20 protein-coding genes, 3 tRNA genes and 1 pseudogene are annotated in these 22,876 nt (G+C 74.9%); 16 read left to right on the top strand and 8 right to left on the bottom strand.

Annotation, left to right across the window (positions count from 1 at the left end):
* Nucleotides 1–157 precede the first annotated feature (157 nt).
* Together GA0070611_RS29305 and GA0070611_RS29310 are read right to left on the bottom strand one after the other, a co-directional pair.
* Nucleotides 158–1,042 carry a 3-methyladenine DNA glycosylase gene (locus GA0070611_RS29305; RefSeq protein WP_091671602.1) on the bottom strand — a complete coding sequence of 295 codons (885 nt, stop codon included), beginning with the start codon at nt 1,040–1,042 and terminating at the stop codon, nt 158–160.
* 34 nt (nt 1,043–1,076) lie between these two features.
* Nucleotides 1,077–2,459: a hypothetical protein gene (locus GA0070611_RS29310; protein WP_091671604.1), complete on the bottom strand. Its 1,383-nt coding sequence runs from the start codon at nt 2,457–2,459 to the stop codon at nt 1,077–1,079.
* A gap of 172 nt (nt 2,460–2,631) precedes the next feature.
* On the opposite strand from GA0070611_RS29310, the gene GA0070611_RS29315 reads away from it, so the two are divergent.
* The 6 genes from GA0070611_RS29315 (at nt 2,632) to GA0070611_RS29340 (ending at nt 6,222) form a co-directional block, all read left to right on the top strand.
* Complete coding sequence (locus GA0070611_RS29315) at nt 2,632–3,435, top strand: fumarylacetoacetate hydrolase family protein (protein WP_091671607.1); 804 nt, start codon at nt 2,632–2,634, stop codon at nt 3,433–3,435.
* Between the two features lie 106 nt (nt 3,436–3,541).
* Nucleotides 3,542–3,613: transfer RNA gene (locus tag GA0070611_RS29320), tRNA-Gln, on the top strand.
* Nucleotides 3,614–3,752: 139 nt separating this feature from the next.
* A tRNA-Glu gene (locus tag GA0070611_RS29325) sits at nt 3,753–3,825 on the top strand.
* Between the two features lie 154 nt (nt 3,826–3,979).
* Nucleotides 3,980–4,055, top strand: a tRNA-Glu gene (locus GA0070611_RS29330).
* A 203-nt stretch (nt 4,056–4,258) separates the two neighbouring features.
* Nucleotides 4,259–4,786, top strand: a complete 528-nt coding sequence (locus GA0070611_RS29335; RefSeq protein WP_091671609.1) for a SigE family RNA polymerase sigma factor — start codon at nt 4,259–4,261, stop codon at nt 4,784–4,786.
* A complete protein-coding gene (locus GA0070611_RS29340) occupies nt 4,783–6,222 on the top strand; it encodes a hypothetical protein (protein WP_091671612.1) in 1,440 nt (479 codons plus the stop codon). The genes GA0070611_RS29335 and GA0070611_RS29340 overlap by 4 nt, the downstream gene beginning before the upstream one ends.
* 115 nt (nt 6,223–6,337) lie before the next feature.
* Here the strand turns inward: GA0070611_RS29340 and GA0070611_RS29345 are convergent, their stop codons facing one another.
* A complete protein-coding gene (locus GA0070611_RS29345) occupies nt 6,338–7,024 on the bottom strand; it encodes an IclR family transcriptional regulator (protein ID WP_091671614.1) in 687 nt (228 codons plus the stop codon).
* 49 nt (nt 7,025–7,073) lie between these two features.
* Between GA0070611_RS29345 and leuC the strand changes: the two genes are divergently transcribed.
* The 4 genes from leuC (at nt 7,074) to GA0070611_RS29365 (ending at nt 11,988) form a co-directional block, all read left to right on the top strand.
* A complete protein-coding gene (gene leuC / locus GA0070611_RS29350) occupies nt 7,074–8,516 on the top strand; it encodes a 3-isopropylmalate dehydratase large subunit (RefSeq protein WP_091671616.1) in 1,443 nt (480 codons plus the stop codon).
* 15 nt (nt 8,517–8,531) lie between these two features.
* Nucleotides 8,532–9,119: a 3-isopropylmalate dehydratase small subunit gene (leuD, locus tag GA0070611_RS29355; protein WP_091671618.1), complete on the top strand. Its 588-nt coding sequence runs from the start codon at nt 8,532–8,534 to the stop codon at nt 9,117–9,119.
* A 160-nt stretch (nt 9,120–9,279) separates the two neighbouring features.
* Nucleotides 9,280–9,927, top strand: coding sequence for an HU family DNA-binding protein (locus tag GA0070611_RS29360; RefSeq protein WP_091671621.1), 648 nt, complete (start codon nt 9,280–9,282; stop codon nt 9,925–9,927).
* Between the two features lie 132 nt (nt 9,928–10,059).
* Nucleotides 10,060–11,988 (top strand): endonuclease/exonuclease/phosphatase family protein, encoded by a 1,929-nt coding sequence (locus tag GA0070611_RS29365; protein WP_091671624.1) that lies wholly within the window; start codon nt 10,060–10,062, stop codon nt 11,986–11,988.
* Between the two features lie 66 nt (nt 11,989–12,054).
* Here GA0070611_RS29365 and GA0070611_RS29370 read toward each other — a convergent pair whose 3' ends face one another.
* The 3 genes and pseudogenes from GA0070611_RS29370 to cofC all read right to left on the bottom strand — a co-directional run.
* A complete protein-coding gene (locus tag GA0070611_RS29370; protein ID WP_091671626.1) occupies nt 12,055–12,936 on the bottom strand; it encodes an NUDIX domain-containing protein in 882 nt (293 codons plus the stop codon).
* Between the two features lie 28 nt (nt 12,937–12,964).
* A complete protein-coding gene (locus tag GA0070611_RS29375; RefSeq protein ID WP_091673630.1) occupies nt 12,965–15,253 on the bottom strand; it encodes an RNA degradosome polyphosphate kinase in 2,289 nt (762 codons plus the stop codon).
* A gap of 281 nt (nt 15,254–15,534) precedes the next feature.
* Nucleotides 15,535–16,179, bottom strand: a pseudogene (gene cofC / locus GA0070611_RS29380) (2-phospho-L-lactate guanylyltransferase); the annotation flags it as partial.
* 104 nt (nt 16,180–16,283) lie between these two features.
* On the opposite strand from cofC, the gene GA0070611_RS29385 reads away from it, so the two are divergent.
* The 5 genes from GA0070611_RS29385 to GA0070611_RS29405 all read left to right on the top strand — a co-directional run bounded on the left by GA0070611_RS29385 (nt 16,284) and on the right by GA0070611_RS29405 (nt 21,247).
* Nucleotides 16,284–17,009, top strand: a complete 726-nt coding sequence (locus GA0070611_RS29385; RefSeq protein WP_091671630.1) for a lysophospholipid acyltransferase family protein — start codon at nt 16,284–16,286, stop codon at nt 17,007–17,009.
* Nucleotides 17,006–18,013 carry an NAD(P)H-dependent glycerol-3-phosphate dehydrogenase gene (locus GA0070611_RS29390; RefSeq protein WP_091671632.1) on the top strand — a complete coding sequence of 336 codons (1,008 nt, stop codon included), beginning with the start codon at nt 17,006–17,008 and terminating at the stop codon, nt 18,011–18,013. Before GA0070611_RS29385 ends, GA0070611_RS29390 begins: the two co-directional genes overlap by 4 nt.
* Entirely contained in the window at nt 18,010–19,131 is a 1,122-nt protein-coding gene (locus GA0070611_RS29395) for a cystathionine gamma-lyase (protein WP_091671635.1), read from the top strand. Before GA0070611_RS29390 ends, GA0070611_RS29395 begins: the two co-directional genes overlap by 4 nt.
* Before the next feature lie 149 nt (nt 19,132–19,280).
* Nucleotides 19,281–20,075 (top strand): putative protein N(5)-glutamine methyltransferase, encoded by a 795-nt coding sequence (locus GA0070611_RS29400; protein ID WP_091671638.1) that lies wholly within the window; start codon nt 19,281–19,283, stop codon nt 20,073–20,075.
* A 119-nt stretch (nt 20,076–20,194) separates the two neighbouring features.
* Nucleotides 20,195–21,247, top strand: coding sequence for an ROK family protein (locus GA0070611_RS29405; RefSeq protein WP_091673632.1), 1,053 nt, complete (start codon nt 20,195–20,197; stop codon nt 21,245–21,247).
* 20 nt (nt 21,248–21,267) lie between these two features.
* Here GA0070611_RS29405 and GA0070611_RS29410 read toward each other — a convergent pair whose 3' ends face one another.
* Nucleotides 21,268–21,468 carry a DUF397 domain-containing protein gene (locus tag GA0070611_RS29410; protein ID WP_091671640.1) on the bottom strand — a complete coding sequence of 67 codons (201 nt, stop codon included), beginning with the start codon at nt 21,466–21,468 and terminating at the stop codon, nt 21,268–21,270.
* A 6-nt stretch (nt 21,469–21,474) separates the two neighbouring features.
* Complete coding sequence (locus tag GA0070611_RS29415) at nt 21,475–22,320, bottom strand: helix-turn-helix domain-containing protein (protein ID WP_091671643.1); 846 nt, start codon at nt 22,318–22,320, stop codon at nt 21,475–21,477.
* 274 nt (nt 22,321–22,594) lie between these two features.
* Between GA0070611_RS29415 and GA0070611_RS29420 the strand changes: the two genes are divergently transcribed.
* A complete protein-coding gene (locus tag GA0070611_RS29420; RefSeq protein ID WP_091671646.1) occupies nt 22,595–22,825 on the top strand; it encodes a hypothetical protein in 231 nt (76 codons plus the stop codon).
* The last annotated feature ends 51 nt before the right edge of the window (nt 22,826–22,876 follow it).

The raw sequence follows: 22,876 nt of genomic DNA on the forward strand, positions 1-22,876 counted from the left end.
GCCGCACGGAATGGGATGGGCGTGCGGCCGGATCGGCTCTCCGTCTGGATCGGGGCGGCGGCGCTGGTTGTCGCCGTATTGGCGTGGCTCTTTCCCGTCAAGTAGATCGAGCTGCTGGGCGTGCATTCGTTCGGCGGGCGGACGCCGCGCCGGCTCACTACGGCGCGGCGAGGAGCCGGTCGCACCCGGCGATCAGGCGCGCCCGCAACGGCGCGGCCCGCTCGGCGAACGAGCGCTGGGCCTGCGCGTACTCGGCCCGGCCCGCCGGGGTCTCCACCCGCACCGGCGGGTGGCCCAGCTCGGCCAGGTCGTACGGGCTGGCCCGCATGTCCAGGGTCCGGATCTCCCGGGCCAGCGCGAAGCAGTCGGCCACCAGCTCGGACGGCACCAGGGGGGAGAGCTTGTACGCCCACTTGTAGAGATCCATGTTGGCGTGCAGGCAGCCCGGCTGCTCCAGCGCGGACTGGCTCTCCCGGGTCGGGGTGAGCACGTTCAGCGGCCGGGCCGGCGCGGTGAAGAACCGGTACGCGTCGAAGTGGCTGCACCGCACGCCACGCTCCTCGACCACCGTCGCGGTCGCCTCCGGGCTCAGCCGCAGCGGCCAGGCGTTGTGCCGCACCTGCTCCTGGGTCTGCCGGTAGACCATCGCCCACTCGTGCATGCCGAAGCAGCCCAGCTGGGCCGGGCGGCCGGCGGTAGCCACCAGCAGGTCCCGGATCCAGGCGATCGACTCGGCGCGCCGGGCGCGTACCCGTTCGGTGTCGACGGTGAGACCGGCGGCGGTGGCGGTGTAGTCCGGGCCGAACCCGGCCGGGTCCGCGTCGCGCAACGTCACGCCCGCCCCGGGGTGCCAGCGGCGCAGCTGGGCGGGCCGGTACGAGTAGTAGGTGAAGAGGAAGTCCTCCACCGGGTGTTTGCGGCCGGCCCGTCGGCGGGCCAGGTGCGGGGTCAGCCAGGCGTCGACGCGCTCCTCGTGGGCCCGACGCCGGGCCTGCCAGTCGGCCGCGTCGAGGGCGGCGGCGGGGGCGAGGGCGGCGGTCACGGACCCCAGGGTACGACCGCCGCCCCGGCCCCGGTCAGGCCACGTCCACCCGGACGCCGGCGGAGAACACCCCGCTGCGCAGCTCCAACTGCTTCGGTGGGTCGGCCCCCGGCATGGTGAAGACCAGCGGCAGCAGCACCCGGCTGCCCGCGGCGACCGGCTGGGCGAAGACGTCCCGCCCGAGGTTGGCGGCCCGGGTCGCGTCCGCGTCCGTCGGCACCCAGTTTCCGCCGGGCAGGTAGGCCCGTTGCAACTGCCCGTGCCAGTTCTGCTCGCCCGGGGTGAGGTTGCGCACCTCGACCGTCGCCAGGCACTGCCGGGCGCCCGGCTTGGTCACCGGCAGCTCACCGGTGCCGCAGGCCACCCGGTAGACGGTGAACTCGAAGGCGGCCTCCCGCAGCGGCGTCCCGAGCCGACCGTTGACGCTGCGGCCCTCCCACGCGCCGCTGGTCGGCTGCTTGGTGGTGTCGTACGCGGCGACCCGCTGGGTGGCCGTCCAGGCCGCCGCGCCCACCACGCCGGCCAGCACCGCCACCGCGACCCCGACCACCAGCCAGACCGGCGGACCGCGCCGACGGCGCGTCGCGTTGGGCAGGGCCGGGCGCGGGTAGACCGTGCCCCGGTCCGCCGGGCCGCCCGCCCCGCCGGCCACCGCCGGGGTGCCGGCGCTCGCCGCCGCCGGGCCGTCCGGGCGCACCCCGGAGCGCTGCCGGCGTCGGAGCCACCACCACCAGAGCGCGCCGCCGGTGAGCACCAGGACCGCCGCCAGCCCGGCCAGCAGCACCGGCGGGCGCTGCCAGGCCGGCGCGGCCGTCGCCCGGGCCGCCGGTACGGCCGCGGCCGACCCCGTCCAGGTCGCCGTGGCGCAGTCGTACGGGCGGGTGCCGTCGCTGCCGTACACGCAGGTGGGTGCCGTGACCGACTGGCCCGGCGCGGTCATCGCCAGCGCGGTGTGCAGGCTGGTGGTGCTCTGTGCCGGCAGCCGCAGCCGCCAGGTCACCTCGTTCGGGCCGGCCGCCCCGACCGCCCGGGCGGCCCGGCCACCGCCGGTCACCGTGGTGGCCCGGGACCCGGTGGGCAGTTCCTGCCGGACCGTCGTCTCGACCGTGCCGGTGCCGGCGTTGCGCACCTCGATCCGGTAGCCGGGCGCCGGGGTGTTCGACGCGGCCACCCGCAGCGTGACCGGGGGCGTCGTCATCTGGATCGGCGCGGCCCGGGTGGGTCCCACTGCCGGCGGCGCGGCGGGCGCGCCGGTCGGGATCGGGGTGGCCCGGGCCGGCGCGACGGCCGGTGCCGGCCGGGCCGGCGCGGCCTGTGCCCGGGGCGCGCCGGGCGGTAGCGCCGGCACGGCGGCGAGGACGCCGAGGCAGTTCACGATCACTGCCAGGGCCCTGTGGTGTCGTCTCGATGCAGCCATACGAACGAACCTCCGGACCCGAAGCTATGGGCCCGGCCCCGCCGGGTGGGTACGAAGTCGGCATTCCCGCCCTGGTCGGCCCGGCCCGGCGTACCCTGACCGGCCCTGGTCTCCGGGTGGCGCTCGTCGCGTCCGGCGGGGGCCGACCGGTGGCCGGGGATAGATTGGCCGGGTGCGTATCGCTCGTTTCGCTCATGCCAAGGGAATGTCGTTCGGGGTCGTCGAGGGCGAGCCGGAGGCCGGGCCGCAGGGCCTGACCATCGCCGAGATCGAGGGCCACCCGTTCGGTCAGATCCAGTTCTCGGGCGCCCGCTGGGCGCTCTCCGACGTGCGGCTGCTCTCGCCGATCCTGCCCAGCAAGGTGGTGTGTGTCGGCCGCAACTACGCCGAGCACGCCGCCGAGCACGGCAGCGAGGTGCCCAAGGAGCCGCTGCTCTTCCTCAAGCCCTCCACCTCGGTGATCGGCCCGCGGGACGCGATCCGGCTGCCGATCTTCTCCAAGCAGGTCGAGCACGAGGCCGAACTCGCCGTGGTCATCGGCGCCCCCGGCGCCCGCCGGGCCGACCGGGCCGCCGCCGAGCGGGCCATCTTCGGCTACACCTGCGCCAACGACGTCACCGCGCGGGACCTCCAGCGGGCCGACGGCCAGTGGACCCGCGCCAAGGGCTTCGACTCGTTCTGCCCGATCGGCCCGTGGATCACCACCGGGCTGGACGTCTCCGACCTCGAGGTCCGCTGCGAGGTGGGCCGCAACCCCGAGGAGATGGAGGTACGCCAGCTCGGCCGGACCAAGGACATGGTCTTCGACGTACCGGCCCTGGTGTCGTACATCTCCCACGTGATGACGCTGCTCCCCGGCGACGTGGTGCTGACCGGCACCCCGGCGGGGGTTAGCCCGCTCACGGACGGGGATACGGTCACGGTGCGGATCGAGGGGATCGGCGAACTCACCAACCCGGTGGTCCCGGTCGCCTGACGCGTCCGACGCCTCGTTTCCGCAGCTCAAGGGCGGTTCGGGGGGTTGGATTTGGCCTGCCGGCGCGGGGAGGGTAAAGTTCATTCCCGGCGCCGCAAGGGGCCAATGGGGTATGGGGTAATTGGCAGCCCGACTGATTCTGGTTCAGTTAGTCTAGGTTCGAGTCCTGGTACCCCAGCGCAACCGGGGATTCGCGAGAATCCCCGGAACGCTGGATTCTGATGGAGTTCCGCTCCGCTCCTCCTCGGGGGAGCGGCAGTTGATCTCTGGTAGAGTGCAGCTTCCCTGCCCGCGAGGGTGGGGGAGCATGAAGTTCTGGCCCCGTCGTCTAGCGGCCCAGGACGCCGCCCTCTCAAGGCGGTAGCGCCGGTTCGAATCCGGTCGGGGCTACAGCACTGACAGCCCGTCCCACCCGTGGGGCGGGCTGTTTCGTGTCCGTGCCCGGCCGCCCCGGTGGGGGTGACCCCCCTGGTCGGTGCCGGACGTGGTGCCGATAGACTACTGCCGCACCGCTCAGCAGGGCGGTGAAGCAGGAGAAGTGCCTGGCCCCGTCGTCTAGCGGCCCAGGACGCCGCCCTCTCAAGGCGGTAGCGCCGGTTCGAATCCGGTCGGGGCTACCACACGAACGGCCCGTCTCGCGTCAGCGAGGCGGGCCGTTCGCCGTTCCCGGCCGCTGCGGCCGTCGCCCCCGGAACGGACCCCGGGCACCTTCCGGCGGCGCCGGATCGCCCCACCGTCCGGTGTCCGCTCAACCCCGCGGGCCGGGACGGCGTCTCTCTCGTCATCCGCACACGATCACGAGGCGGACCGACGTGGAGGTGGCGTGGCACAGGACGACGACGAACGGTTCCGGCTGTTCGTCCAACGACAGTGGGGGCCGTTGCTGCGCACGGCCTACCTGCTGACCGGCGACCGGGGGACGGCCGAGGACCTGACCCAGTCGGCGCTGGAGAAGACCCACCGGCACTGGGCGCGGATCCTGCGCCGGGACGCGCCGGAGGTCTACGTACGCCGGGTGATGGTGAACACCGCCATCTCCTGGCGACGCCGGCGGCGGCTGCCGGAGGTTCCGCTGCTGCCCTCCGACAGCGCGCCGGCCCGGGACGCGTACGCGCAGGTGGAGGAGCGGCAGCTGCTTCTCGCCGCGCTGCGCCGGCTACCGCGCCGGACCCAGGCGGTACTGGTGCTGCGCTACTTCGAGGACCTCAGCGAGGCGGACACCGCCCGCGTCCTCGGCTGCTCCGTCGGCTCGGTGAAGAGCCAGGCGTCGCGCGGGTTGGCCCGGCTGCGCGGCGAGGTCACCCGCACCAGTTCGCAGGGTTCGCTACGGCTCCAGGAGGAATCGGCATGACCGAGAGCTTCGTCGACTCCGCGCTCGGTCCCGCGCTGCGGCAGGCGACGCGGGCCGTCGACGTACCCGAGGACCCGTGGCCCGGGTTCACCCGGCGCGAGCGACGGCACCGGCGTACCCGGCTGGCCCGGCGGGCGGTGCTCGCCGGGGTCGTGGCGGCCCTCGTCGGGGTCCAGTCGAACGTGCTGCCGCTGCCGGGCTGGGCGCCGGGCATCGCGGTCGCGGCAGCTCCGGCGGCGCTGCTCGACGGACCGCCCCGGGGCACCCTGGCCGACGACCGGGCCTGGCTGGCCGCGCTGCGGGCGCGGGTCGGCGGCGACCCGCGGCTCCGCGACGGCGACCTGTGGGGCGCTGGACCGGCGGCCGGCGCCTGGCGGGTCGGCGATCCCGACCGGATCCGCCTGCTCTACGGCAGTGACCGGCCGGGCCACCGGGTCGCGCTGGTCGCGGTGCCGCTGCGGTTCGGCCTGCTGACCAGGGAGACGCTGGTCTGGTACGTCGGTCCGGCCGGGGCCGGGGCCGCGCAGATGGACTACGCCGGTCACACCCGGCTCGACGACAGCCCGGTGGTGACCCTGCTGCGGGCCGAACCCGGGCGGGGCGGGTTCGCGGTCGTCGTCGGGCCGCCCGGGTCGACGGTGACGATCAGCGGGGACCCGCGCTACACCGCACGCGGAACCCTGGAGTACGAGAACCTCGCCCGGGCGGACGACGGCGGGATCGGGGTGGCCGTGCTGCCCGCCCTGCCCCGGCAGGAGTCCGTCGCCCGGGTCAGCCGGGACGGTCACCTGCTCTACCAGGGTGGCCTGGCCGGTGGCCCGTACCTCACGCCCGAGCCGGCCGGCCCGGAGATGGACGCGCTGCTCGGCCCGGCCCGACGGCCCGTCGGGGGGCGGCCGCTGGACGAGGTCACCCTGCGGACCTTCGTCCAGTCGGCGCTCACGGACAGTCGCCTCCCCGCTGCCGGGACGACGGTGCGGGTGCGCTGGTCGGGTCGGCAGCACGGGCTGCCCGCCGCGCTGCTCACCGTGCAGCCCACGGGCGGGGGAGTCATCGCGTACGCCCTGCACGGTGACGAGCGGAGCGGTCACTGGACCGACCTGCGGCTGCTGCTGCCGGCCCAGGGTGTCGACGAGCGGCCGGTCGGCTGGCGGATCCGGGCGGACACCGGCGCGCGGACGCCGACGGACCAGGTGCGGGTGGTCGCCCCACCGGACGCGGCCCGGGTCACCGTCACCGTCGGCGACCTGCCCCCGGCCGAGGTCGCCCTGGACGCCTCGTCCGCCGGCGCCGTGCGGGTGCCGCCGGACCGTCCGGCCATCCTCACCGCGTACGGCGCCGACGGGCGGGTGCTGGGCGCCACCCCGGTCCCCCCGGTCGAGACCAACATGGCCGGCCTCCCCGGCGACAGCCCCGCCACGCGCCTGACGCCCTGACCCCGGGCCGGCCGCCGTCGATCGAGAGGTTCGCGTCCCGAGTCGCGGGACCGGTGACGCGAACCTCTTCATCGACCCGGGTCGACGGCCGTGCCCGACCCGTCAGTGGTCGTGCTCAGAGGCCGGAGAGGCGCTGGCCGGCGCGGACCACGGCCATGGCGTGGCGTTCGCCGGGGCGGCGGCCGAGGCGCTCGATCGGGCCGGAGATGCTGATCGAGGCGATCACCCGGCCGGTCCGGTCGCGGATCGGTGCGGAGACGCTCGCCACACCGGCCTCGCGTTCGGCGACGCTCTGCGCCCAGCCCCGGCGGCGCACCTCGGCGAGGGTGCGGCCGGTGAACTTGGAGCGGGGCAGCAGTGGCATCACCGCCTCCGGCGGCTCCCAGGCGAGCAGGATCTGCGCCGCGGAGCCGGCCGTCATCGGCAGCACCGAGCCCACCGGCACGGTGTCCCGCAGGCCGCTGGCCCGTTCGGCGGCGGCCACGCAGATCCGCTCGTCGGCGCGGCGCAGGTAGAGCTGGGCGCTCTCCCCGGTGGCGTCGCGCAGCGCGGCGAGCAGCGGCTCGGCCGCGGTCAGCAGCACGTCCGGCGCGGCGTTGGCGAGTTCACCGAGCCGGGGGCCGGGGCGCCAGCGTCCCTGGGTGTCCCGGACCAGCATCCGGTGGATCTCCAGCGCCTGTGCCAGCCGGTGCGCGGTGGCCCGGGGCAGCTTGGTGCGTTCAACGAGTTCGGCCAGGCTGGCGCCGTCGACACAGGCGGCCAGGATGACCACCGCCTTGTCGAGAACGCCGACACCGCTCATACTGTGTCCCACAAGCCGAAATTTACCTCCCAGAATTTAGGATGTCCAGATGGTGGGAGTCACTCAACCGAGGACCCTGGCCGAGAAGGTCTGGGACGCGCACGTGGTCCGCTCCGCCGAGGGGGAGCCGGATCTGCTCTTCATCGACCTGCACCTGCTGCACGAGGTGACCAGCCCGCAGGCCTTCGACGGGCTGCGCCTGGCCGGCCGCCGGGTGCGCCGTACCGACCTGACCATCGCCACCGAGGACCACAACACCCCGACCGGGTACGACGACCCGGCGTTCCGGTCCCGGCGCGGCGACCTGCTCACCATCGCGGACCCCACCTCCCGCACCCAGATCGAGACGCTGCGCCGCAACTGCGCCGAGTTCGGCGTACGGCTGCACCCGCTGGGCGACGAGAACCAGGGCATCGTGCACGTCATCGGGCCGCAGCTGGGCCTCACCCAGCCCGGCACGACGATCGTCTGCGGCGACTCGCACACCGCCACCCACGGCGCGTTCGGCGCGCTGGCCTTCGGCATCGGCACCAGCGAGGTCGAGCACGTGCTGGCCACCCAGACGCTGCCGCAGGCCCGGCCGCGGACCATGGCGGTGAACGTGGTCGGCGAGCTGGCCCCGGGCGTCACCGCCAAGGACCTGGTGCTCGCCCTGATCGCCCAGGTGGGCACCGGCGGCGGGCGCGGCCACATCGTGGAGTACCGGGGCGAGGCGATCCGCGGCCTCTCCATGGAGGGGCGGATGACCATCGCCAACATGTCCATCGAGTGGGGCGCCAAGGCCGGCATGATCGCGCCGGACGAGACCACGTTCGCGTACCTCAAGGGGCGGCCGCACGCGCCGCAGGGGAGCGACTGGGACGCGGCGGTCGAGTACTGGCGGACGCTGCCCACCGACGAGGGCGCGATTTTCGACACCGAGGTCACCCTCGACGCCGGCCGGATCACCCCGTTCGTCACCTGGGGCACCAACCCGGGCCAGGGTGTGCCGCTGGGCGCGACCGTGCCCGACCCGGAGGAGTTCGTCACCGAGCCGGAGCGGGTGGCGGCCCGCCGGGCCCTGGAGTACATGGACCTCAGCCCCGGCACCCCGCTGCGCGACCTCGCGGTCGACGTGGTCTTCGTCGGCTCCTGCACCAACGGCCGGCTGGAGGACCTGCGGGCCGCCGCCGACGTGCTGCGCGGGCACCGGGTCGCCGACGGCGTACGGATGCTGGTGGTCCCCGGCTCCGCCGCGGTCCGCGAGGCGGCCGAGGCGGAGGGGCTGGACAAGGTCTTCGCCGACGCCGGCGCCGAGTGGCGCTTCGCCGGCTGCTCCATGTGCCTGGGCATGAACCCGGACACGCTCAAGCCGGGGGAGCGGTCGGCCTCGACCTCCAACCGCAACTTCGAGGGCCGCCAGGGCCGGGGCGGGCGTACCCACCTGGTGTCCCCGCCGGTCGCCGCCGCCACCGCCGTGGTCGGCCGGCTGGCCGCCCCCGCCGACCTGTAGAAGGGCAGCCGAGAGATGGACAAGTTCACCACCCACACCGGCACCGCCGTGCCGCTGCGCCGGTCCAACGTGGACACCGACCAGATCATCCCCGCCGTGTACCTCAAGCGGGTGACCCGGACCGGTTTCGCGGACGGGCTGTTCAACGCGTGGCGGGAGGACCCGTCATTCGTTCTCAACAACCCCGCTTATTCGGGCGCGTCGATTCTTCTCGCCGGCCCCGAGTTCGGTACCGGGTCGTCCCGCGAGCACGCCGTCTGGGCGCTGCGGGACTGGGGCTTCCGGGCGGTGATCTCGCCCCGGTTCGGTGACATCTTCCGGGGCAACGCCCTCAAGGAAGGCCTCCTTCCGGTGGAGCTGGAATTGAAGGCGGTGGAGGAACTGTGGGATCTCGTGGAATCCGAGCCCACCACCACGATCACCGTCGACCTGACCGCCCGCCAGGTCCACGCCGGGGACGCCACCTGGTCCTTCCCGCTGGACGACCACAGCCGCTGGCGGCTGATGGAGGGCTTGGATGACATTGGACTGACCCTCCGGCACGAGGCCGAGATCGGCGTGTACGAGGCGTCCCGCCCGTCGTTCCTGCCCTCGGTCGGCTGACCGTTGCCGGCTATTCGCCCCCACCGGTGTCGCCGGTGGGGGCGAATCCGTTGCGACACAAGGGCTTTTTTCCACCGAATGTTTGTGTAGCGGCAGCACAGGGCATACCGTGCGCGCAGAATGGCTCGCGTCGAGTCAGTTGCACAATCGGGAGGAAGTCGTGAACAAGGCCGAGCTCATCGAGGCGCTCGCCGTTCGCCTGGGGGACCGGAAAACGGCGACGGCCGCGCTCGACGCGGTTCTCGCTGAGGTCCAGGCGGCGGTCACCAAGGGCGACAAGGTGGCGATCACCGGCTTCGGAGCGTTCGAGAAGCGTGTCCGAGGCGCCCGAACAGCCCGGAACCCGCGGACCGGCGAGGCGGTGAAGGTCAAGAAGACCTCCGTCCCGACGTTCCGTCCGGGCGCCGGATTCAAGGAGATGGTGGCCAGCGGCAAGGTGCCGAAGGCCACGGCCGCGGCCAAGAAGACCACCGCGGCCGCCGCCGCGAAGACCACCGGCGCCAAGGCGACCGCGGCGAAGAAGACCACCGCGACCGCGGCCGCCAAGAAGACCACGGCGGCGAAGGCGACCAAGACCACCGCGGCGACCAAGAAGGCCGCGCCGGCCACCAAGGCCGCCGCGACCAAGACGACCGCGGCGAAGAAGACCACGGCCGCCAAGTCGACCGCGGCGAAGTCCACCGCGGCCAAGAAGACGACCGCGGCGAAGTCCACCGCGGCGAAGAAGACCGCGGCGAAGAAGACCACGGCCGCCAAGAAGGCGCCCGCGAAGAAGGCGCCGGCCAAGAAGGCCGCCACCCGGCGCTGACCGGACGGCCCGAAAGGGCGCCCACCGCTCGCGGTGGGCGCCCTTTCTCGTGGGTACGCGTTGACCGGTCGCCGGACAGCCCGCAGAATCGCCGTGCCGAACACCCCCGTCGGTCACGAGAAGAGGGCGCCCGTGCGGCACCGTCACCTCCCCACCGCCGCCGTCGCCCTGGGCGTGGCGGTCCTGCTGGACGTGCTGCGGGTCTGGCTGCCCTCGATCATCACCATCTTCGGCCGGGCCGCCGAGACGCCGGCGGAACTGCTCGGCGCCTTCGCCCTCTGCTGGTTCCTGCTGGCCCTGGCCGCGCCCAGCCTGGTACGCCGGCTGGGATCGCGCCCGGTCGGCCTGGTCGCGGCGGGGACGCTGGCGGCCAGCCGGCTCGCGCTGACCGCCGCCCCCGGCGGGCGGGCGCAGCTCTGGCTGGCCTGCGCCGGTCTGCTCGCCGGTCTGGTCTGGCTCGCCGCCACCGCCGCGTCGGTCGACCGGCCGGTTCCCGGCCTGGCGCTCGGCCTGGCCGGCGCGGCCGTCGGGCACGGCCTGCTCGGCACCGAGGACCTCGTCTGGCGGGGCGGTGTGCTCGGCTGGACGCTGAGCGTCCTGCTGGTCCTGGCCTTCCTGGCCGCCTCGGCGGCAACCCCCGCCCCGCCGGCAGCCGCCCCGACGACAGGAACGGGTACGGCCGCGCGCGTCACGGGGGCCCGGTCCTGGTTGCTGCTGGGGCCCGCGCTGCTGCTGGCCGGCCAGGTGGCGCTCGCCCCGGCCCTGTGGAGCGCCGCCTTCGTCAGCGGGTCGCGCGACTTTCCCGGCCTGTACCGGTCATCGGTGGGGAGTTCGTCGCTGCTCCCGGTCTTCCCGGTGCTGTTCTTCCTGCTGGCCGCGCTGCACTGGCCGGCGACCCGGCTCGTCCGGGTGCTCTGGCCGGTCGTGCTGCTGGTCGGCGCGGGGCTCTTCGCCGCCGGCTGGCTGGTGCCGGCGATGCTGCTCACCGGGGTAGGTCTCGGTGGCTGCCTGGCGCTGACCGACACCGCCGCCACCAAGGCGGCCGGGCCGGACGGCGCGGCACGCGGCGTACCGGGCGCTGACGGGGTGCGACGCGGGTACGCGGCCGTCGGCGGGATGCTCGTCTTCGCCGTCGCCACGGTGGTCTACTACGCCACCTACGACCTCGGCTACCCCAACGGGTGGGTGCCGGTCGGAACGGCCGTCCTGGTCGCCCTGGTGGCGTTCGCCGGGCCGTCCACAGCGACCCCGGTGCTCACCGGGACGCCGCGCTGGGCCAGCGTCGCGCCGCTGGTGCTGCTGACCGTGGTGGCCCTGGAGATCCACCGTCCGGTACCCACCGCCGTGCCACCCCGCACCCCCGCGACGGTGGTACGGGTGGTGGCGTACAACATCCGGATGGGGTTCGGGCTGGACGGCCGGCTGGACCTCGACGCGGTGGCCCGGGTGGTCCGGGCCGGCCGGGCCGACGTGGTGCTGCTCAGCGAGGTGGACCGCGGCTGGTTGCTCAACGGCGGCCACGACACCCTCGCCCTGCTGGCGCAACGACTGCGGCTGCCGTACGTCTTCGCGCCCGCCGCCGACCCGGTCTGGGGCGACGCGGTGCTGAGCCGCTTCCCGGTGCGCTCCGGCCGGACCCGGCCGCTCGCCGCGCACGGCGCGCCCACCGGGGCGCAGGCCCTCGGCATCACCCTCGACCTGGGCGGCCGCGAGCTCGCCGTGGTCGCCACCCACCTGCAACCGCCGCCGGGGCGGGGGCCGGTGGCCCAGGCCCGCGAGGTGGCCGCGTTCGCCACCCGGTACGCGGCCGGCCGCCCGCTGGTGCTGGGCGGCGACCTGAACACCGAGCCGGGCGAACCGGCGTTCACGGCGTTCACCGCCGCCGGCCTGGTCGACGCGCTGGCCGCCGCCCGGCCCCTGCCCACCAGCCCGGCCGACGACCCGCGCCAGCAGATCGACCACGTCTTCGTCTCGCCCGGTATCGGCGCGGCCGACGTGGCCGCCCCGCGCAGCACCGCCAGCGACCACCTGCCGGTCGCGGTGACCCTCACCCTGCCCTGAGCGCCGGCGGGGAGGCGTCAACAAGGGACCCCTGTTCGACCGGAGGCGTCACGAGGGGGCCCTTGCCTACAGCCGGTCGGCGGCGTGCAGCCGGTCGCCGGTGAAGGCGAGCAGCCAGCCGCCGCCCTTCGGGGTGGTGAGGTCGTCGGACCGGCCGGTCAGCCGCTCCAGCATGCCGGGGATCAGCTTGCCCTGGCTGCACACCGCGACCGGGTCACCGGCGGCGGCGAGCGCGGTCAGCAGGGCCGCGCCGGCCAGGGCGCACTCGTCGGCCTGCTGGCCGGGGCGCGGCTCGTCCAGCTCGCCGGCCACCTCGATCGGCAGGTCCAGCCGGGCGGCCGCCGGGTCCAGGGTCTGCACGCAGCGGCGGGCCGAGGCGGAGAGCAGGCGGACCGGGCGGACCAGCGCCACCAGGGCGGCCAGGGCCTGCGCCTGCGCCCGCCCCTCGGCGTCCAGCGGCCGGCCGGTGTCCGGGCCGGACCAGGTGCCCCGCTTGCCGGCGTGCGCGTGCCGGACCAGCAGCACGGTGCCGGTGACCGGCGGCAGCGCCGCGAACGCGGCGAGCACCTCGGCGTCGTGCGGGTAGCTGACCCGGCGTACGGCGGCGTCGACGTCGAGCCAGGCGATCTCGTCGACCTCGGTGTCCGGCTGGAAACCGCCCGGCACCGCGGCCCGCATCGACCAGTAGTCGACCCGTTTCGGCCGCCCCTCGCTGCGGTAGCGCACGGTGGGCAGGCGCACCTGCGGCACCGCGCGGACGTCCGCCTCCTCGGCCACCTCGCGGACGGCGGCCCGCATCGGGTGCTCGCCGGCGTCCAGCTTGCCCTTGGGCAGCGACCAGTCGCCGTACCGGGGGCGGTGCACGAGGCACACCTCGACGCCGTTCGGCCCGGGCCGCCAGGCGACCCCGCCCGCCGCCCGGATCAGCCCCGGCCCGTCGTCCGTCATCGGTTCACCGTAAGCGGTGTCGGGCCGCTCAGCCGGCCGTGCCGCCGACCCGGTGCAGGAGCAGGTCCTGAAGGTGGGTCAGCGGCGTGTCGGCGGTGCCGGTACGCCGCGTCCAGGAGCCGTCCCCGGCCAGCTCGAACGCGTCCACCTCGGGGCTGAACGCGGCGGTGAGCACGTGGTCCAGTTCGGCCCGGGCGACCGGGTCGCTCACCTGCACCAGCGCCTCCACCCGGCGGTCCAGGTTGCGGTGCATCAGGTCCGCCGAGCCCATCCAGAACTCCGCGTCGCCGTTGTTGCCGAACCGGAAGATCCGGGAGTGCTCCAGGAACCGGCCGAGGATCGAGCGGACCCGGATGTTCTCCGACAGCCCGGACACCCCGGGCCGCAGCGTGCACATGCCCCGGATCAGCAGGTCGACGTGGACGCCGGCCCGCGACGCCCGGTACAGCGCGTCGGTGACCTCCTCGTCGACCAGCGAGTTCACCTTGAACTGCACCAGGCCGGGCATGCCCAGCCGGACGTGCTCGATCTCCCGCTCGATCCGCTCGACCAGGCCCCGGCGGATGCCCTGCGGGGCCACCAGCAGCCGCCGGTACGCGGTCTGCCGGCTGTAGCCGGTGAGCACGTTGAACAGGTCGGTCAGGTCGGCGCCGATCTCCGGGTCGGCGGTGAGCATCCCGAAGTCCTCGTAGAGCCGGGCGGTCTTCGGGTGGTAGTTGCCGGTGCCGATGTGGCAGTAGCGGCGGATCTGGTTGCCCTCCTGGCGGACCACCAGCGCCGTCTTGCAGTGCGTCTTGAGCCCCACCAGGCCGTAGACCACGTGGCAGCCGGCCCGTTCCAGGGTGCGCGCCCAGCCGATGTTCGCCACCTCGTCGAAGCGCGCCTTCAGCTCCACCAGCACCACCACCTGCTTGCCGGCGGCGGCCGCGTCGACCAGCGCGTCGACGATCGGGGAGTCGCCGCTGGTGCGGTAGAGGGTCTGCTTGATGGCCAGCACATTCGGGTCGGCGGCGGCCTGCTCGACGAAGCGCTGCACGCTGGTCGCGAAGGAGTGGTACGGGTGGTGCACCAGCACGTCCCCGTCGCGCAGCGTGGCGAAGACGCTGCGCGGCACCTCGCCCTCGGTGAGCCGGGGGTGGGTGGCCGGCACGAACGGAGGGTCCTTCAGGTCGGCGCGGTCGGTCTCGCCGTACACCTGCCAGAGGGCGGAGAGGTCGAGCAGGCCGCGTACCCGCAGCACGTCGTGGCCGTCCATGTCCAGCTCGCGGACGAGCAGCTCCAGCATGTGGTCGGAGATGGAGGCGGCCACCTCCAGCCGGACCGGCGGGCCGAACCGGCGGCGGGCCAGCTCCCGCTCCAGGGCCTGGAGCAGGTCCTCGTCGCGGTCCTCGTCCACCTCCACCTCGGCGTTGCGGGTGACCCGGAACAGGTGGCACTCGACCACCTGCATGCCGGAGAAGAGCTGCCCGAGGTGCACCGAGATGAGGTCCTCCACCGGCAGGAAACGCACCCCCGGCTGCTCGCGGGCCACCCGGACGAAACGGGGCACGTTGTTGGGCACCTTGACCCGGGCGAACAGCTCCGGGCCGCCGTCCGGGTCGCGGACCGCGACGGCCAGGTTCAGCGACCGCCCCGAGATGTACGGGAACGGGTGCGCCGGGTCGACCGCCAGCGGGGTCAGCACCGGGAAGATGTGCTCCCGGAACCAGGTGCGCAGCCGCTCCCGCTCGGCGTCGTCCAGCTCGCTCCAGCGCAGGATGCGGATGTCCTCCGCGGCCAGCTTCGGCAGCACGTCGTCGACGAAGCAGGCGGCGTGCCGGCCCACCAGCTCGGCGGTCCGTTCCCCGATCAGCTCCAGCTGGGTGCGCAGCGGCAGCCGGTCTCCACCGCGGACCGGCAGGCCGGCGGAGAGCCGGCGCTTCAGCCCGGCCACCCGGACCATGTAGAACTCGTCGAGGTTGCTGGCGAAGATGGCGAGGAACTTGGCCCGCTCCAGCAGCGGCGTACGCGGGTCCTCGGCGAGCGCCAGCACCCGGGAGTTGAAGTCGAGCCAGGAGAGCTCCCGGTTGAGGAAGCGGTCGTCGGGCAGCGGCTCGGCCGCCGGCGGCGGGGCGTCCGGCCCGGGGCCCGGCCCCTCGACCGGGTCGAGCGACTCCTCCAGCCCGGCCGAGTCGGGGGCGGCCGCCTCGACGGCGGCGTTCTCCTCGGGCGGGCGGCGGAACCGGCCGTCGGTGCCGCGCGGCCGGGCGCCGTTGCGGGGCGCGGTCGGGTCGAGGAGGTCGGGTGGGCTGTCGGAACGCTCGCGAGGGGTGCTCACCACCCCATGATTCCCCGACGACGGTGAACAGAAAATGAACTCGGGCAGGTCGGTCAGGACATGGTCGGCAACGTCACCCGGATGATCTCCCCGGCGGCGTCCCGCTCGATCCGGACCCGCTGGCCGAGCCGGAGCAGCCGCAGCCCGGAGGCGTCGAAGGCGCGGGCCGGGAAGGCCAGCTCGGTGCCGTCGTCGAGGAGCAGCACGCCGCTGCGGGTCGACGCGTCGTAGGTGGCCACCGTGCCCTGCATGCCAGCACCGTACCGGACCGTCCGGACGGGCGCGGCGAGCGCGCGGGCCCGCAGCAGCCGGCCGGTGCGCGGGCCGAGCCCCAGCCGGGCCGCCCCGGCCAGGTCGTCGGCGGTGTCCACGTCGCGGCGCAGGCCGGGCCAGTCGCCGTGCAGCGGGAGCGCCCCGCTCGCCAGGTGCGCCGCCGCGGAGCCCGGCCCGAACCGGGGTTCCAGCGCCACCCCGGCCGGCGCGGCGAGCAGCACGGTGCCGTCCCCCGGGGCGTCGGCCACGAAGCCGCGTACCCCCGGCGGGTCGGTGGGCACGGCCCGCAGCGCCGCGGCCAGCTCGGCCGGGCGCAGCGCCGGCAGGTCGGCGGTGAGCGCGGCCACCGGGGCCGCCGGGCCGGCCGTCGCCGCGCCGTGCCGGAAGGCGCCGTTCAACCCGGCCGCCGGGTCCCCGGTGACCCGGGCGCCCGCCGCGCGGGCCTCCGCCGCCGCCCGCGGGTCGTCGGTGACCACCAGCACCTCCGCCACCGCCGGGCAGGCCCGCACCGCGCGGACCGTGTCGGCCGCCAGGGCGAGCGCCAGCTCCTCGTGGGGTACGCCGGGCAGCGCGCCCCGCAGGCGGCTCTTGGCCACCCCGAGGCGCTTCACCGGCACCACCACGGTCCAGCTCGGCTCGGGCACACCGACCATCCTGCCAGCGCCCCCGGCGGTACCCTCACTGGCCGTACCCGGGGCGAGCAGGCATGATTTCGTCGCGGGACGTGGGGCGCGCGGGGGCAGGACGAGGAGGCAGGGTGGGGCGGCGGAAGCTGGGATTCTGGCCACGGTTCGCCGTGGTGCTGGTGAAGCCGGTGCTCACCGTCTGGACCCGGCGCAGCTGGCGGGGCACCGAGCAGTTGGGCGGCGACGGCGGCATCATCATCGTGCCGAACCACATCTCGCACGCCGATCCGCTGGTCGCCGCGCACTTCATCTACGACGCCGGGCGCTGGCCGCAGTTCCTCGGCAAGGCCAGCGTGTTCCGGGTGCCGGTGATCGGCTGGATCCTGCACCGGTGCCGGCAGATCCCGGTGGAGCGCGGCTCCGTCGACGCGGTGAAGTCGCTGGACCGGCTGGTCGAGGCGCTCGACTCGGGCGGCGCGGTGGTGATCTACCCGGAGGGCACGATCACCCGCGAACCGGACCTCTGGCCGATGAGGGGCAAGACCGGGGCGGCCCGGCTGGCGCTGGCCACCGGCGCGCCGGTCATCCCGGTCGCCATGGTCGGGCCGGAGCGGATGTTCGACCCGAAGACCGCCCGGCTCGGGCTGCGCCCCCGCACCCCGGTGACGGTGGTCGCCGGCCCGCCCGTCGACCTGAGCCGCTGGGCGGGCGCCACCCCCACCCGGGCCATCCTCGAGGAGATGACCGACACCATCATGCTGCGGATCCGTGACCTGGTCGCCGAGATCCGCGGCGGCACCCCACCCCCGCTCTGGGAGCGACCCGCCCGCACGCGTACCCCCGAGGTGACCGAATGACCGGACATGTCGCTGTGCTCGGGGCCGGGTCGTGGGGGACGGCGTTCGCCAAGATCCTCGCCGACGCCGGCCGGGACGTGACCATCCTGGCCCGGCGTCCCGCCCTGGCCGAGGCGATCCGCACCGGGCGGCACAACCCGGACTACCTGCCGGACGTACGGCTGCCCGACCGGGTCACCGCCACCGGTGACGCCGAGGAGGCGATCGCCGGCGCGGAGGTGGTGGTGCTCTCCGTGCCGTCGCAGACGCTGCGCGCCAACCTCGCCGACTGGACCCCGTTCCTGGACTCCGACGCCACGCTGGTGTCCCTGATGAAGGGCATCGAGCTGGGCACCACGAAGCGGATGAGCCAGGTGATCATGGAGACCGCCGGGGTGCCCGCCGACCGGGTGGTGGTCGTCTCCGGCCCCAACCTGGCCCCGGAGATCGCCGCCGAGCAGCCCGCCGCGACCGTGGTGGCCGGCACCGACAGCCGCCGCACCGCGCTGGTCCAGTCGTCGATCCGGACGCCCTACTTCCGCCCGTACACCAACGACGACGTGATCGGCTGCGAGCTGGGCGGGGCGGTCAAGAACGTCATCGCCCTGGCCTACGGCATCGCCACCGCGATGGGCTTCGGCGACAACACCCGGGCCATGCTGATGACCCGCGGCCTCGCCGAGACCGCCCGCCTCGGCGTGGCGCTCGGCGCCGACCCGATCACCTTCGCCGGCCTCGCCGGCATGGGCGACCTGGTCGCCTCCTGCTCGTCCCCGCTGGCCCGCAACCGCACCTTCGGCGAGCACCTGGGCCGGGGCGAGACCCTGGAGCAGGCGCAGGCCGCCACCCGGCAGACCGCCGAGGGCGTGAAGAGCTGCCTGTCCATCCGCGACCTGGCCCGCGCCAACGGGGTGGAGATGCCGATCACCGAGCAGATCGAGCGGATCTGCCACGAGGGGATGGACCCGCGGCTCGCCGTGGACGCCCTGATGAGCCGCACCGCGAAGCCGGAGTCGTACGAGTGAGCGCCGACTGGGGGGACGGCACCCGCAGCGTGCACGCGGGGCTGCCCGCCCCGACGCCCGGGCAGCCGTTCCTGCCCGGACCGGTCTTCGCCGCGCCGTACCACCTCGACCCGTGGCAGGGGCCGGCGGCGACGCCCAACGGGTACGGCCGGCCGGACAACCCGACCCGGCGGCTGCTGGAGGCCGCCATCGGCGAGTTGGAGGGCGGCGACTGCCGGGTCTTCGCCAGCGGCCAGGCCGCCATCACCGGGCTGCTGCTGGCCCTGCTGCGCCCCGGCGACACCGTGCTGCTGCCCGCCGACGGGTACTTCCCGGTGCGCGCCTTCGCCACCGACACGCTGGCCGGCATCGGGGTGACCGTCGGGTTCGTGCCGACCGCCGGGCCGTACCCGTCCTTCGACGGCGTCCGGCTGGTGCTGCTGGAGACCCCGGCGAACCCGGGCCTGGACGTGGCCGACCTGCCGGCGCTCAGCGCCGCCGCGCACGCCGCCGGGGCGCTCGTCGCGGTGGACAACACCACCGCCACCCCGCTCGGGCAGCGCCCGCTGGACCTGGGCGCCGACCTGGTGGTCGCCTCCGGCACCAAGGCGTTGACCGGCCACTCCGACCTGCTGCTCGGGTACGTGGCGACCCGCGCCGCCGACCTGCTCGACCCGGTGAACGCGTGGCGGACCACCACCGGCGGGGTCCCGGGGGCGTTCGACTGCTGGCTGGCGCACCGCTCGCTGGCCACCGTCGACCTGCGGCTGGCCCGGCAGAGCGCCAACGCCGAGGCGCTCGTCCGGCTGCTCGCCGACCGGCCGGACGTGACCGGCCTGCGGTGGCCGGGGCGGCCGGCGGATCCCGCGTACCGGGTCGCCTCGGCGCAGATGCGTCGGATGCCCGGGGTGCTCTCGTTCGACCTGGGTGACGCCGCCCGGGTGGCCCGGTTCCTCGACGCGTCCCGACTGGTCGCCGCCGCCACCTCGTTCGGGGGGCTGCACACCACCGCCGACCGCCGGGCCCAGTGGGGTGACGACACCGCTCCGGGGTTCGTCCGGCTCTCCTGCGGCATCGAGGACGCCGCCGATCTGGTGGCCGACGTGTCCGCCGCCCTCGACGCCAGCGCGCTCGGCTAAGGTGACGGGCAGCCACGGCCCGCGCGGGCCCCGACCGGAGGAGGTGGGACCGATCCCCCAGCAGAGGACCGGCGCTCCCTCCGAGTCCACGTCGCCCACGGGTTAGGCGACGCCGGGAGCGCCGACGAGCGTTCCCGAAAGGCATCCCCATGGCACCGTCGCACCCCGACCGTCCCACCCTCGTCCAGCGGCTGCGCGCCGCCGGTTGCGTCTACGCCGAGGACGAGGCGGACCTGCTGATCGCCGCCGCCGACTCACCCACGACCCTGGCCGACCTGGTCGACCGCCGGATCGCCGGCCGGCCGTTGGAACACCTGCTCGGCTGGGCCGAGTTCTGCGGCCGCCGGGTCGCCGTCGACCCGGGGGTGTTCGTGCCCCGGGCCCGGACCGCCCTGCTGGTCGCCGCCGCCGCCGCCGCGGCGGCGGTCGCCGGGCCGGCGCCGGCCGTGCTGGACCTCTGCTGCGGCTCGGGCGCCGCCGCCCTGGTGCTGCACGACCGGCTCGCCCCGCGCTGGCTGGCCGCCGCCGACCTCGACCCGGCCGCGGTGGCCTGCGCCCGGCGCAACCTGGCCCCGCTCGGGGTGCCGGTCTACCAGGGCGACCTCTTCGCCCCCGTGCCGCCGCGGTGGCGGGGCCGGCTCGACCTGGTGGTGGCCAACGCCCCGTACGTGCCGAGCGGGGCGGTGCAGCTGATGCCGCCGGAGGCGCGGCTCTACGAGGCGCCGATGGCGCTGGACGGCGGCGCGGACGGCCTGGCCGTGCTGCGCCGGGTGGCCGGTGCGGCGGCGCAGTGGCTCGCCCCCGGCGGTCACCTGGCGGTGGAGACGAGCGCGGGGCAGGTCGACCCGCTCTGCGCGGCGTTGGTGGCGGCCGGGCTGGAGCCGACCGTCGTCTCCGACGAGGACCTGGAGGCCACCGCGGTCACCGCCCGCCGCCCCGGCTGACCCCGCTCCGCTCCGCTCCGGCCCGTCCGTCCCGGGCCGGGGCGTCGGGTGGGTGCAGTCCGTGGCGGGAGCGTCGGCCGGGCACTAGCCTCAGGTCAGGCTCGGTGGGAGGGGTGGCCGTGGGCGGTGCGGGTGTGCCGGTGGTGGTGGGCCTGGACAACGGTGGGACGAGCAACAACGCCACCGTCCTGACGGTCGACGGCCGGTTCCTGGTGGACGGGCTGATGGAGAGCCCGAGTGAGGTGCGGGCCGGCCCGGAGGCGGCGATCGAGGCGCTGGCGCGGGCCTTCGACGGGGTCCTGGCGTCGGTCGGGGTGCCCCGCGAGCTGGTACGCGCCGTCGGGCTGGACACGCCCGGCCCGGCCAGCGCCACCGGGGTGATCTCGGTACGCGGCTCGACCAACTTCTCCCAGCCGGCCTGGCGGGGGTACGACGTGCGCAGCGCCCTGGAGCGGCGGCTCGGCCTGCCGGTGGTCTACGCCAACGACGGCAACGCCGCCGCCCTCTACGCGCACCACGTGCACTTCGGGGCGGACGCGATGCGCCGGTCCTCGGTGGCGGCGATCGTCGGCACCGGCCTCGGCGGTGGCGTGGTGGAGGCCGGCCGGGTGGTCGGTGGCGCGGCCGGCATGGCGGGGGAGTTCGGGCACGTGCACATCCCGCTCGACGGGCTGCTCGGGCCGGAGCAGCCGGTGCCCGGCTGCAACTGCGGCTTCCGGGGGGACGCCGAGAGCGTGGCCTCGCTCACCGGGATCGAGCGCAATCTGCTGCCGTACTGGCTGGGACGCTTCCCCGGGCACCCGTTGGCGGCGGAGGAGCCGGGCCGGGCCGCGAAGCTGGTCCGTGGCTACGGCGAGCGCGGTGACGAGCTGGCCCGGCAGGTCTTCGGCCAGCAGGCGAAGGCGCTCGGCCGGCTCTTCACGATCGCGGCCAACTTCACCGACCCGCACGCGTACTTCGTCGGTGGTGGGGTGGTGGAGGCGGCGCCGGAGTTCCGCGACTGGTTCCTCGCCGCGGTCCGGGAACACACCGTGCTCCGCGAGGAGCAGGCCGCGGTGGCCACCTTCGCGCTGGTGCCCGAGCGGGACATGGCCGGCGCGCGCGGCGTGGCCATCGCGGCGCTGGAGGCGGTGCGGGGCGCCGCCGCCACCGGTCCGGTGGTCACGGCCTGAACCGGGGCGGGCCGGCGCGGTCAGCCGCGCGGCGGCGCGCCGGTGAAGGCGGCCCAGGCGGTGGGGGAGAAGACCAGCACCGGGCCGGCCGGGTCCTTGGAGTCGCGGACCGCGACCGCCGCCGGTAGCAGCGCCATCTCGACGCACGCGCCCTCGTCGCCGCTGTGGCTGCTCTTGCGCCATCCGGTGGCCGGCGGGCGGGGGTGGTCGGTGCCGTTCATCGCGGTCTACCTCTCGTTGCGCAGGCGGAGGAGCTGGTCCCGGCTGGCTGCCGGGCTGAGCGCCACGGTCCGCAGGTGCTCCATGATCTTTGTGCAGGTGCGCAGGTCGCCCGGCCGGTCCAGGACCATCTGACCGGCGACGGTCTCCACCGAGGCGATGATCGGATCCTCCGGGTCGGCGAACTCCAGGATGTGCAGCGAGCCCCGGGTCCCCCGGTGGTAGCCCGCCGCCAGTGGGATGACCTGCACGGTGATGTTGGGCTGCTCGGCCATCTTCAGCAGGTGCTGGAGCTGGCCGGCCATCACCTGCCGGTCACCCACCGGGCGCAGCAGCGCGCCCTCGTCGATGATGGCGTCGAAGATGGGCGGGTCGTCGGCGGTGAGCCGCTGCTGGCGGTCCAGTCGCAGGTGGACGCGTTGCTCCACCTGCTCGTCGCTGAGGGTGTGCGGGCCGCCGCGCATCACGCCGCGGATGTAGTCGGCGGTCTGCAACAGTCCGGGCACCACGGAGGGCTCGAAGTTGGCGATGCCGGTCGCCTCCGCCTCCAGCGCGATGAAGTCGATGGTCCGCCGGTCGAGCAGGTACGAGTAGGAGACCCACCAGCCGGGCTTGCGGGCGTCCTTGGCCAGCTCCACCGCCGCCGCGATCTCGTCCGGGCCGACTCCGTAGAGGGTGAGCAGCGCGCGCACGGTGGCCGGGTTGACCAGGGTCTGTGCGTTCTCGTAACGGGACAGGGTGCTCCGGGTGCTGTTGATCTCGTCGGCCGCGGCCTCCAGGGTCAGGCCGGCGGCTTCCCGGTGGGTACGCAGGGCGATGCCGAGCCGTCGGGCCCGGGCGGTCTTCGGCGCCATGCATCGATGGTTGCACATCGACGGGAGGTTCGGCATGAGAGAACGTCGATGAGAGTTGCATTCACGCGTGTCCACCTGTCAATCTGTGATGGCGTCCTCACCGCCGGTTGTCGTGGCGACGGTGGTGGTGAGCGACCGGAGGGGATGGGGCGCGCGGTGATCGGGTTTTACTCCCCCACGACCCGATCGCCGCGTGCCCGCCACCGCCGAGCAGACGGGGAGGGCAGGGCATGACGGCGACCGCTTGCCGCGTACCGGGCGGAGGTGGCCGGGGATGACCCGCTTCCTCGTGGTCCTGACCGATGTCCGCCCGCTCGACTGCGCGCGGCGCAACGAGCGGACCAGCCCCGAACGTCGCCGGCAGGTGGTCGGGGCCAGCAACCGCGAGGCGGCCGACCGGATCGCCGGCGCCTTCATGGCCCTCGGCATGGTGCGCGCCGGGCGGCAACGGGTGAAGGTCATCGCGGTGGGACGCCGTCCCAAGGATCCCGCGCACCTGGACTGAACCCGCCCGCCTCCGGACCACGCCGGCTCCCGCGTGGGTCCCACGGGGCGG

The sequence above is a fragment of the Micromonospora auratinigra genome, from assembly GCF_900089595.1.
Lineage (GTDB): Bacteria > Actinomycetota > Actinomycetes > Mycobacteriales > Micromonosporaceae > Micromonospora > Micromonospora auratinigra.